The organism is Marivita lacus (genome assembly GCF_014637725.1).
Classification (GTDB): domain Bacteria; phylum Pseudomonadota; class Alphaproteobacteria; order Rhodobacterales; family Rhodobacteraceae; genus Marivita; species Marivita lacus.
This window is the reverse complement of record NZ_BMFC01000036.1, coordinates 1-10,210: the sequence shown is the minus strand read 5'-3', so window position 1 is coordinate 10,210 and position 10,210 is coordinate 1. Positions and strand designations below refer to the sequence as shown.

The 10,210-nt window shown below is 63.5% G+C and carries 13 protein-coding genes; 1 reads left to right on the top strand and 12 read right to left on the bottom strand.

The annotated features are described in order from the left end of the window. Window positions 1–94: IS3 family transposase (locus IEV82_RS24140; RefSeq protein WP_373285259.1), on the top strand; the 94-nt coding region annotated here is incomplete at its 5' end. On the opposite strand, the gene IEV82_RS23135 is transcribed toward IEV82_RS24140, so the two are convergent. The 12 genes from IEV82_RS23135 to IEV82_RS23080 form a co-directional block, all read right to left on the bottom strand. Beyond that, window positions 91–696 (bottom strand): hypothetical protein, encoded by a 606-nt coding sequence (locus tag IEV82_RS23135; protein WP_188484447.1) that lies wholly within the window; start codon window positions 694–696, stop codon window positions 91–93. The genes IEV82_RS24140 and IEV82_RS23135 overlap by 4 nt on opposite strands. Window positions 697–828: 132 nt before the next feature. Then, window positions 829–1,254 (bottom strand): DUF6362 family protein, encoded by a 426-nt coding sequence (locus IEV82_RS23130; RefSeq protein ID WP_188484446.1) that lies wholly within the window; start codon window positions 1,252–1,254, stop codon window positions 829–831. Continuing rightward, window positions 1,247–1,450 carry a hypothetical protein gene (locus IEV82_RS23125; protein ID WP_444543199.1) on the bottom strand — a complete coding sequence of 68 codons (204 nt, stop codon included), beginning with the start codon at window positions 1,448–1,450 and terminating at the stop codon, window positions 1,247–1,249. Before IEV82_RS23125 ends, IEV82_RS23130 begins: the two co-directional genes overlap by 8 nt. Next, on the bottom strand, window positions 1,447–1,983 hold the full coding sequence (locus IEV82_RS23120; protein ID WP_444543198.1) for a crossover junction endodeoxyribonuclease RuvC: 537 nt from the start codon (window positions 1,981–1,983) through the stop codon (window positions 1,447–1,449). Before IEV82_RS23120 ends, IEV82_RS23125 begins: the two co-directional genes overlap by 4 nt. Window positions 1,984–2,318: 335 nt before the next feature. Further along, window positions 2,319–4,673, bottom strand: a complete 2,355-nt coding sequence (locus tag IEV82_RS23115; RefSeq protein ID WP_188484445.1) for an AAA family ATPase — start codon at window positions 4,671–4,673, stop codon at window positions 2,319–2,321. A 44-nt stretch (window positions 4,674–4,717) separates the two neighbouring features. Continuing rightward, window positions 4,718–5,476, bottom strand: coding sequence for a hypothetical protein (locus IEV82_RS23110; protein ID WP_188484444.1), 759 nt, complete (start codon window positions 5,474–5,476; stop codon window positions 4,718–4,720). Next, complete coding sequence (locus tag IEV82_RS23105; protein ID WP_188484443.1) at window positions 5,476–5,676, bottom strand: DUF6511 domain-containing protein; 201 nt, start codon at window positions 5,674–5,676, stop codon at window positions 5,476–5,478. The genes IEV82_RS23110 and IEV82_RS23105 overlap by 1 nt, the downstream gene beginning before the upstream one ends. A 266-nt stretch (window positions 5,677–5,942) precedes the next feature. Beyond that, the gene (locus tag IEV82_RS23100) at window positions 5,943–7,637 is read right to left on the bottom strand and encodes a DEAD/DEAH box helicase (RefSeq protein WP_188484442.1); all 1,695 of its coding nucleotides are present in this window, start codon (window positions 7,635–7,637) and stop codon (window positions 5,943–5,945) included. 14 nt (window positions 7,638–7,651) lie between these two features. Continuing rightward, on the bottom strand, window positions 7,652–8,275 hold the full coding sequence (locus IEV82_RS23095) for a hypothetical protein (protein ID WP_188484441.1): 624 nt from the start codon (window positions 8,273–8,275) through the stop codon (window positions 7,652–7,654). A gap of 19 nt (window positions 8,276–8,294) precedes the next feature. After that, on the bottom strand, window positions 8,295–9,176 hold the full coding sequence (locus IEV82_RS23090; RefSeq protein WP_188484440.1) for an ATP-binding protein: 882 nt from the start codon (window positions 9,174–9,176) through the stop codon (window positions 8,295–8,297). Beyond that, the gene (locus tag IEV82_RS23085) at window positions 9,173–9,655 is read right to left on the bottom strand and encodes a hypothetical protein (protein WP_188484439.1); all 483 of its coding nucleotides are present in this window, start codon (window positions 9,653–9,655) and stop codon (window positions 9,173–9,175) included. Before IEV82_RS23085 ends, IEV82_RS23090 begins: the two co-directional genes overlap by 4 nt. After that, a partial coding sequence (locus IEV82_RS23080; RefSeq protein ID WP_229748001.1) for a hypothetical protein occupies window positions 9,648–10,210 on the bottom strand: 563 nt, incomplete at its 5' end. The genes IEV82_RS23085 and IEV82_RS23080, both read right to left, overlap by 8 nt.

Genomic DNA, 10,210 nt, shown 5'->3' with positions numbered 1-10,210 from the left:
CTACATCGAGCGCTTCTACAATCCCAGGCGACGCCATTCCAAACTGGGCTACCTAAGCCCCATGGCGTTCGAGGACCGAGCTATGCAAACCTAACCCTGTGTCCACGAAATCGGCAGCAGGCCACTTCTGTACTCTCTGAAGAAGCTTTCAGCCTCCAACCTGAGAACCTGAAATGCATCATTGGGAATTCTAGTTCGGAAGTTCACCAAAACGTCGGACAGAGGCCCGGTCTCAGGCAGGGAGTCGCTGAGTTGCTCGTTGCTCAACATCGCAAGGCGATCAGTCGGCAGCGATTCGAAGAGTCGATCTCTTATAGCTTGTGCTGCCGCAACTGCCCCATCAACGCCGTACACGACCACAACGTCCAGCCAATCATCATCCATGACTCTGTCTCTGGAAGATTCATTGGTACTGATAAGAACCACAATGCAAATTACTTGATCCTCGAATGCCTTTCGCACTGCCTCCATTTGAGTCCGAGCTTGGGTGAGAACCTTCACTTCTGATCGCGATAAGATGCTCTTAATTTCGATAACTGCCCTCTGGGGTGAAGAAATGAAGATATCAGCGCTGAACTGGCGTCCTTCACCAATTTTCACTTTAAACTGCGGCACAACCTGAACGCCAGCTGCAGTCAACTCATTAATCAGCTGCCGCTCAAATTCAGGTTCTGGTCCAAACACTCTAGAATTCATTTTATCTCCGTTGGCTTGATTTTTTTTGCGTGTATCTCACATCTCAACCGCAAACGCCGAGTATCAATCGCAACACAAAGTGTTTTGTAACATCGTCTTATCATCAGGGAAGTGGCCAGTCACTGTGCTGCGTCATCGAGTTGCCGAAGTAATCACGTGATTCATCGGACGATTCCTCGGAACTCTTTTCCCGTTCAGTTTCCAAACCATAACTGCGATGCCGTACCGCCACCTGCGGTTCGCAGTCGCCCGACTGATCCCCATCTGCCAGCAGATCGGTTTCCACGGCGTGCGTTCCGCCCGCAGCCAGACGATCCGGGCATCATCCCGCTCCAGCCAGCGCAGCCAAAGCAGAGCCTCCTCGGCTTCGGTGATCTGGCGCGGACCCGGCCGGGGTCGACGCATCTGGGGCTCCTGACCAACCTTGTCGGCGAAGCTGTGGAAATACTCAGGCCATGCATTGAAGAAGCCCTGCGGCATGACGCCGGGCAAGGTGCGGAAGACGTCGGCCGCGCTCTCCAGCCGGTCCTCCACGCGTGTGGTTGTCCAATCACCCATGACGTGCCTCCCGTTCCAGTTTGCCGTAGAGACGTTCGCCAAGCCGGCGCACCAATTCGCGTTCGGACCAAGTGAGCCGGTCATCGTCGACGGCGACGGCTAGCAGGCCTTGCTCCTTCCAGCCGTCGCGTTTGACCTCGTCAGGGTTGCGACGATGGCCGCCATAGCCCTTGGGCGTGAACCGCATGCCGCTCATCTCACTCCTCCCCGGGTCTCCAGCGCCCAGAGCAGGATCGCGATCGCATCGGCTTCGTTGTCATCGACCGGGCTGAACCCACGTGCCCGGGCGGCGGCGATCATGGCGTCCTTGTTCGCGTTGCCCTGTCCGGTTGCATGCTTCTTGATCGTGCCGACCGGCACACCTTGATAAGCGACGCCCGCGGTCTCCGCCCATGACGTCAACGTGGCGAGCAGTCCGCCATAGACATGCGCCGCGTCGGTGCCGACGTGCCTGCGCACTTCCTCGAACCAGATGGCGGCAATGGGACCGGACAGCCGATCCAGTTCGCCCAGCCAGTTGCTGAACCGCAAGTAGCGCATACCGCCACCGTCGAACCGGCCGGGCCGGAAGGACACGGTGCCGCTGGTGATCAGCCCATCGGCGCCATGCAGGGCCCAGCCTGTTGTTGTTCCGAGATCGAGCGCCAGCAATGTGCGGTCGGCGCGGAAGGCAGGCGGCAGATCGGGCATTGCCTCACGTATCCTCGTGGTGAGAGTCGTATCAGCCATCGTGGTCTCCTTTTCGGTTTGGCTGCGCAGGTGGAAGACGACGGCGGTCATGTGCTTGGCGGTACGGGTCGCCGTCGTCGGATCGGAATGTGCAGGGAGCATCAGAGCACGCGCGCGCGGATACCCCTCGACGTATGGGGAGGCCAAACCTGCCGGTTGGCCTCCCCATACGTAGTATGGTGGTTTCACACCTAACTCCTCGGATACGGGTAAGAGGCTGATCTCAAATAGAAAAGCAGGATCCGCGAGGAGTGAGGGAGGAGTTTGCGCCCAAACTCCTCGCAGCGCACAGGTCATTGTTTTCATTGATCGAGGAGTTGGTGAGGACATAGGATTCAGGCCTCACTCTTAGGAGTTGGGCCTGATTTGCCGCCGTCTTTGCCTGCCATCGGGTAGACCCAGACCGAAGGGTTTTCGACTTGTAGGCAGACCCCGGATTGCGGGCATTTGTAGTGGCTCGGGAGGACAGGACGGGTGGTTTCCAGCACTTCTCCGGTCTCAGGATCAACCGACTGCTCGGGACCGAAATGCATACCTTCAACAGCCAGATAGCCGAACCGCGACCGCACCACGGGGTAGCCGAACTCGGATCCGTTCCTCAGAAACTTCACGAAACCTTTCGTGGCGAGGACACTCAGGCGTTCCCTGATCGTGTATTTGCTGCCCAGACCGCCCTTGTTTTCGAATTTTTCGGCGAACTGCATCGTCGTATACAGGCGGCCCTCAGCTGCTTCTTCGAACAATATGCCAACAATGACATCGCGCTTGCGATCCCGCTCGGCATCATGCTTCGCGCTGACTTCCTGGCGCACCAACCGTTCGTTCATCGGGTTGATCTCGAACCATTGGCCGCCAACCTTGTCGATCACCTTGGTCGGCAGCGCGGGTCCATTGCGCAGCTCGATCTCCAGCTTTCGTTGCGAGCAATCCTCGTCGGGCCGGTGCAGGATCAGGCCGGAGGTGTAGAAGCCGCGCAGCGCGCTGGCACCTGAGAGGGCGAGGAAGGGATCGTCCTTTACCTGCTGCTTGCTGAGCTTCTTGGTGTGGTGGACCAGGATGACCCCGCAGTCGGGGTCGATATGGTCCCGCAGGACCTCGACCCGTTCCTTCAGGAAGAACATCATGGCGGTGTTGTCGTTTTCACCACCGCCGTCAGGTCCGCCGTCGAACAGGTTGCGGATCGGGTCGACGCAGAGGATGTCGGGCGGCGCCTCCGGGAACGCCGTCTGGACAGCACGGGCCGCGCGCACGCTGCCCTCGTTATCGAGAAGCATCTTGAGCTTTGGCGTTGCGACGAAGGTGTCCCTCGCAGCGGCCAAAACCTCCGGCGGAAGCGCAATCTGCTTCAGGCGTTCGCGCAGATAGTGATACTGGATCTCGGCCTGCAGGTAGAAGATCCGCAACGGCCGTGACGGCGTAAAGCCGAGCAACGGCACGCCGGCGGCCATGTGGACAAGCCAGGAGATCAGCAGGTCGCTCTTGCCGACCTTGGGCGCACCGCCCAGCACCAGCAGTCCGCCCGGTGTCAGCACCCGGGGCGCGATGATGTCCTCCGGCATGGGGCTCTGATCGTCCAGCAGCGCGCCCAACGTGAATGCCGGCATCTCAACCGGTCCCGGTGCGCCGGAGTCCAGCCGGATCAGCGGCGGGCCGTACTTTTCGACATGCCTGTTCCAGAGCCGCTCGGACTCGCGCTTGAGCCGTTCGACCGGCCATTGCGGTCGCAGCATGGCGGCGTTGTAGCCGCAGATGCCTTCCCAGCCCTCATCCTTGGTCATCCGGCCCTCGTGGACCATGCGGATGAAATGCCCGATCGCGGCCGACGCGCCCTCGAAGCGGGACCAGTCGTCCTGCGCCCCCTCGCGCACCGGCGTGACCAGCACTTCATCCATCAGCGGTTTGTCGGGATGGATGAGCGCAGGCTGCAGAGACACGCCCGGCGCGGGTGGCATGTCGGTGACGGCTTCCATGAACTCGGCCAGATCGCGTTCGAGAGCGGCGTTCAGCTCGACGATCCGCACCCGCGTTTTCAGGCTGTTCTTGTAATAAACGCTGCCTGCCACCCGGATCGGCTGGTGGGCGGAGCGGAAGTGCATGTCACCGCCGACCTTGACCGCGATGTCGCCGCGGAGGCGGCAGACACGGGCGATGTCGTCGCCCTCGGCAGGCTCGGTCAGCGCCCACCAGACGTGGCACTTGCGCTGCCCCGCAGCCGTGACGCCACCGCTTTCCACCACCATGGTCGGCGCGCCGAGATGGCGCTCCAGATGGGCGCGTTTGGCGGCGATATCGCCGGTGTCAAGGTCGACGACCACGGTCTGCATCTGAAGAATCTCGGCAGCTTTTGCTTGCCCGGGCGCGGCCACGGTGCCGGGGATCACATAGACGGCCGCCCCCTCGCGTGAGGCCCATGTCGCGAAGGTCGCCATTTTTTGAGGTGCGACCTGATCCGCCTCCAACCAGATATTGTGTGGGCGGCCATCGATGCCCTGGCCCTTGTCGATGAAACTCCGGACCGGGATCAGCCCGTCGCAGTAGCCGAAGACGACCTGCATGAACTGGGCGATCTGCGCAGGGTCGGGCTCGTCGCCGAAGACGTCGATCTGCGGCGCGGCATCGTTGAAGTCGCGCCATGGGTTGAAATGGACGATGTTTTCCTTCGGCTCATCGGGCGTGGTGTCGTCGCGCATGGCTGGCTCGTGGTCGGGATTTGATGGCTCGGTGGGCTCGTCGGTCACGCAGCCAGCCCCCAACACCGCTCGGCATGGGCACAGAATCGGCATTCGAAGAAGTCGCGGTTGGCAGCGATGCGGGGCAGCAACTCGCCCGCGTCGGTTGCTTGCAGGATCCGCACCGCGCGATCGGACATGCGCTGCGCGAGATCGGCATCGAAGGGGACGAGCTCATGGTGCAGCTCGGCCGTGTCCTTGTTGATCGCAGTGAACAGCGCCGGTGCCGTCGATATCCCCGGCACCGAGGGTTCCATGTAGGCCTGGTAGATCGCGATCTGGGCGGCATAGACGGGCTTGGAGACGGCGACCCCGTCCTTGACGCAGGCCCGCCAGTTCTTCGCGTTCATGGTCTTGCATTCCCAGAGCGCCGGGGCGCGCAGACCAAGGGCGACCGGGGCATCTGCGATGATCCCATCGACATGGCCGCGGATGCGACCGCCCGCGACGGAGAAGCCGAACTGGCCGCCATCGCGTTTTTGGGTGACCAGATCGATCCCCGCCGCCCGAAGCCAGCGGATCGCCAGTTCCTCGAGCTGATGTCCGATCTCGAAGATCCGCAGCGTCTGCCCGCCAAAATCCGCGCCCTCATCCTTGGGCGCGCCTGCAAACTCGAACTGGAGCGCACGTTCGCAGGCATGCCCGAGGCGGGACGCACCGAGATAGGTCCGGGGTGTTGTGGCCCCGCGTTCGGCAACAAGGGCTGCATCGACCAGCGCGTTGATCCGGTCGGCCATGGAGGGGCGCGGGTTGAAATCCAGCATCAGAATGTGATCTCCGCCTCGGCGGCGATCTCTGCCATCTCGGCGCGGAACGCCTCGACGGTCAGGACGATCAGCCGGTGCATGTCGTTCTGGGTCAGCTGGCCCAAGGGGCGGTCCCAGCCGATCCGCTCCATCTCTGGCGCGAGCGCGCGCATCACGGCGGGCAGCGTCATGGTTTCCTCTTCGGTGAAATCGTCCATGCTCAGTCCTCTTTTCGCTTTGCGGGTGAAGGCCGCCTGGCAACCCATGGAGCAGAACCAGCGGCGGGTGCGGGTTGGGCGCGGTCGGTGCGGATCGAACCAGCCGAAGCCGCGTGCGCGGGATGTGCAGACGGCGCAGAGGTGAGCCGGGCCAGAAAACGGTCCGGGGGACCGTTTTCCCGGCGAACGCCGCGGATGCCAGAGGCGGTCACGGCCCGGTCGATCCACAGCCGCTGTGGGCGGGGAGGGAACTTGCGTGACATGGCTCACGCGGCCCTCCCGAGTTCCGGACTGGCGCGGCCGACAAGTTGGCGGATTTCGCGCTTGTTGAAGCCGAAGGTCATCAGAGCGGAGGCGCGGTACCGCGTCAGGCCGAAGTCATGGCGGCATTCGGGTGGCAGATACTGGAGCTGCTTTTCGGTGGCGGCCTGTTTCAGCCATCCCTTCGACTTGAATGCGCTCTCATCGGTTTCATGGGTGTTCAGCCAGTCATCCGCCTGCGCGAGGCAGATCGCTCGTTCGCCCACACCAAGCAGCCGGGACCCTTGCCCCTTGCCGCCGCCGACAGCGTGCCAGCGGCCCTCAAGGTAGAAGATGCCACCCCAGGCACTGAACCCGTTGGCCATCAGCGCCGCATCGTCGCCGAAGAGGTCAACCCATGCGAAGCTGGACCGCTTCAGCAGGTCGATTTCCGTCATCATGAAGCCCGAGAGCGGCGCGGCGGCCCCGCCTTCGCCCGCATCCAGATCCTCGCGCGGGAACGCCTCGCCGCAGAGCGGGCATTCGGTGGCGGCCAGCGGAATGTCGGCGCCGCAGCCGGGGCAGGATTTCGTCGGGGCTTCGCCGGTGCCGATCTTGCCGTCGAGATCGACATCCTGCTCCAGCGTGCCGTGGATCAGGCTCGACGTCCCGAAATCCAGAACGACGCAGTCGGTCTTCACGATGCCGGGATGTTCCTCGGGGTCGACGGTGCGCAGGCCGCGCCCGACCATCTGGATCATCGTGGACTTGTACGAACTGGGCCGCAGCAGCACGACGCAGGAGGTCGGCGGATGATCCCAGCCCTCAGTGAGCACTGAAACGTTAACGATCACGCGGGTCTTGCCCGAGGCATAATCAGCCAGAATGGCCTTGCGGGTTTCTGCTGCCAGGTCGCCATGGATCAGCGCGGCGGAAACGCCAGCTGCCCTGAACGCCTCGGTGACATGCTCGGCGTGCGCGACGGTCGAGCAGAACACCACGGTCTGCCGTCCTTCGGACCCCGCCTTCTCCTTCCAGTGGCGGATCACCTCGTCGGTGACGGGAGCGCGGTCCATGATGCCCGCCACCTCCGCCATGTCGAAATTCGACATGGTCTTGCGGACCGAACGCAGCTCGTCCTGCACGCCCACGTCGATGACGAAGGTGCGCGGCGGCACCAGGTGGCCCGAGGCGATCAACTCGCTCAGACGCACCTGGTCGGCGACATTGTCAAAGACCTCTCGCAGGCCCTTGCGATCGCCCCGGGTCGGTGTCGCCGTCACCCCGAACACCCGGGCGTCAGGATTGGCGTTGCGCACCCGGTCGATGATCCGCCGGTAGCTGTCCGCCACCGCGTGATGCGCCTCATCCACGACGAGCAGGTCGAGATGCGGCATGTCGGCGAGGTTCGAAGCCCGCCCCAGCGTTGGCACCATGGCGAACGTGACGTCGCCGCCCCAGGATTTCGCCGTGGCGTCGATGACCGATGTGGCGACGCCCGGCACCACGCGCTGGAACTTGGCGCGGTTCTGCGCCGTCAGCTCGTCCCGATGCGCCAGCACGCAGGCCTTGGCACCGTCGCTGATCATCTCGCCGGTGACCGCCGAGAGCATGATGGTTTTGCCCGCGCCGGTGGGTGCCACGCCGAGCGTGTTGCCGCGGGAGGCGAGCGCAGCAACACTGCGCTCGACAAAGGTTTTCTGGCGGGGGCGAAGGCGCATGACCGATCCCCCCTTTAATGCGCCCAGCTCGGCCGCCCGGGGGCACCGGGGTTGGCTGCTGGCGGATTGGTCGAAGGCGCTGCGGAAGCACTCTGCTGCGGGGTGGCCCCGGGTCCGCCGTTGCCGCCGAACTGCAGTGCCGCCGTTCCCATGACCTGCGCATAATCGCGATGATCCGGCGTGACCGCGCTGCGGATCTCGTTCTTGTCATCGCCGCTGGCATCGGTGCCGATATCGATGCGCGCGATGAACTCGATCCCGTCCAGATCGGCAAAGCCATTGATCCGCCGCGCGACCTGCGCCTCGGGCGACATGTCCTTGTCGGAAATCCCCCGCGCCGAGTTCAGCATGCCGCGCACTAGGCTGCGGCCCATGTTCGCCCAGTCCGGTCCCTTGGGGCTGTAGAGCCCGATCAGGGTGAAGATCTTGCGCCGGGCATACTGGCCCTCGGTCACGGTGAACTCGCCATTGAGATAAACAGCCCCAGTCGAGCCGCGCGTGGCATAGCCACCGGTCCAGCCTTGCGAGGCGTCGTCGAACCCGCCGGGGCGGATGGTCAGGCGTACCTTGGCCAGCGTGCCCTTGGGGATGAGATTGGTGTTGCTCTGCGCGTCGTTGAAATCGTTCCAGGAACCCATGGGGAACCTCCTTCTTTGTTCAGGATTGCGGTTGGGATTGGTCGGCGGCCGCCGGATCGGCGGGCGGCGGGGCATAAGTCAGCCGGTCGGATGGAGGCGTCGCTGCCGTCCGGATCTTCGCCATAAGACGGCCGAGATGGGGTTCTTCCACTTGGGCCAAGCGGCCAGATCGATCCTTGGCCGGATAGCTCCAGGGGTTGATCGTCTGACAGATGAAGGCGCGATAGGGATCGCCACCATCGGCCTTCAGCTCCGCCATGGTGATCACCTCATCGACGATCCCCGGCAGCTCGAGCCCGGTCTTCGAGCCGTCGATCTGCGGTTGAAACACCTTGCGATTGAAGTCGTCGAGCTTCTCGTCGAGGATCCCGACGAACCAGACGTTCTTCGCCCGCGTGTGCTGGAGATGCGTGAGCCAGCCGATCATCTCGCGGCCGTGCAGCCCGTAGGCCCCGCGCACATCCGGCTTGCCGGTCTTCTCCGACAGCGCTTCGGGTTGGCCTTTGCACCAACCAAAGCACAGCCGCCCGGCGACAGTGATCGAGTCGACAAAGATAGTGTCGTAGCGATCGAGTGCTGTCGGATCGCCGAAACGGTCGCAGACCGCCTTGTAATGCGCCGGGCTGTAGGGCTGCTCGTCGCGCAGCGCCGGGTTTGGCCCGCCGATGAACACCGCGAAATCCCGGCATTCCGACCAGGTTCGCGGCCGGATGCTGTCACCCGCCCAGCCCTCGATGGCGAGATCGCCCGCCTCGAGATCCATGAACAGTGTGCGGTCGGGATCGAGCGTCCAGAGGAGCGAGGTTTTCCCGATACCGGACTTGCCGAAGATGCAGCCCTTGATCCCACGTGGCTCGGCCAGCCGCTGGTCGGCGCTGATGATGGGGAACGCACCAATCATGCCACCACCTTCGCGCCGGTATGTGCCGCATCGGGATGGTTGCAGGTCACAGCCGCATAAAGCGCATCAAGGCGATCCGCCTCCGCCACGCATTCGATACCCTTGCGACGCATGAACCGCCGCGCGTCATCGAGCAGCTCGGGCTCAGTGATCATGTCAGGGACAGAGACATATTCCGCCGCGCTCTCGACGAAGTAGGATTTCGAGCGCAGGTCCTTGACCAGCGGCGCGAAGGCCGCACAAACCTCTGCGAAATCCGCCTGGTGGCCCCCGTCGTCGCGGTTGCGCAGGATGCGCTTGACCTCCGAAATGATGCCCGTACGCAGCATGCGCAGCGCCCCTTCCTGCCGGGCCTGCGTGCAGGTCAGCGGGAAAGCCGCCTCCATCATCTCATCTGCGATCCTGGGGGCGTTGTTGCCCAGACGGGACGCGTGATCCCAGACGCGTTCGGCAAATGCCGCTGATTGGCTGTCAAGCATCAAACCACTCCTTGATTTTTGTGAAAGCTGCCGACCCCTCGGCGATCGCCTTGGCATCGAGGCCGTGAAACGGGGCATTCTGCGCCTCGCGCATGCCCTTGCGTGCACGGGCGAGGTTCTCGTCCGTGGCCCATTCGGCAAATGCACGGAACGTGCCGGTCACATGCTGCCAGGCCGCTTGCGCAGGTGTTGGCGGAACATGGAGCGGGTTCCGGCGGCTGGGCCGGCGCTGCGGGCGCAGCCCGCGCATGGCGGCATCCGCCACCATCTTGCGCAAAGCCGCGCGCGTTGGCTCCTCGCCATGCTCCAGCTTTTCATCCAGCGTACGGCGGACAATGCCGGGATCGGCTGCCTCGGCGTCGCGTATCTGGCGGGCTTCATGGATTTGGTCCCTGCGAAGACCGACGTCAGCCGCCGTGGCAGGACGCACATCGTTGTCGGTCCCAACGATGTCTGTGCGAACAGACCCCCTTGCGACCTCGCCGCGCGCCTGTGCGGCGTCATATTCATCGGCGAGCCGGCGCTTTGCAGCGGCCTCGATTTCCAGAGCATCCG

Excerpts from the sequence above, each read along its gene's own strand:
- IEV82_RS23135 (WP_188484447.1), bottom strand. The coding sequence starts at position 696 with ATGAATTCTAGAGTGTTTGGACCAGAACCTGAATTTGAGCGGCAGCTG.
- IEV82_RS23130 (WP_188484446.1), bottom strand. The coding sequence starts at position 1,254 with ATGGGTGATTGGACAACCACACGCGTGGAGGACCGGCTGGAGAGCGCG.
- IEV82_RS23125 (WP_444543199.1), bottom strand. The coding sequence starts at position 1,450 with ATGAGCGGCATGCGGTTCACGCCCAAGGGCTATGGCGGCCATCGTCGC.
- IEV82_RS23120 (WP_444543198.1), bottom strand. The coding sequence starts at position 1,983 with ATGGCTGATACGACTCTCACCACGAGGATACGTGAGGCAATGCCCGAT.
- IEV82_RS23115 (WP_188484445.1), bottom strand. The coding sequence starts at position 4,673 with ATGCGCGACGACACCACGCCCGATGAGCCGAAGGAAAACATCGTCCAT.
- IEV82_RS23110 (WP_188484444.1), bottom strand. The coding sequence starts at position 5,476 with ATGCTGGATTTCAACCCGCGCCCCTCCATGGCCGACCGGATCAACGCG.
- IEV82_RS23105 (WP_188484443.1), bottom strand. The coding sequence starts at position 5,676 with ATGGACGATTTCACCGAAGAGGAAACCATGACGCTGCCCGCCGTGATG.
- IEV82_RS23100 (WP_188484442.1), bottom strand. The coding sequence starts at position 7,637 with ATGCGCCTTCGCCCCCGCCAGAAAACCTTTGTCGAGCGCAGTGTTGCT.
- IEV82_RS23095 (WP_188484441.1), bottom strand. The coding sequence starts at position 8,275 with ATGGGTTCCTGGAACGATTTCAACGACGCGCAGAGCAACACCAATCTC.
- IEV82_RS23090 (WP_188484440.1), bottom strand. The coding sequence starts at position 9,176 with ATGATTGGTGCGTTCCCCATCATCAGCGCCGACCAGCGGCTGGCCGAG.
- IEV82_RS23085 (WP_188484439.1), bottom strand. The coding sequence starts at position 9,655 with ATGCTTGACAGCCAATCAGCGGCATTTGCCGAACGCGTCTGGGATCAC.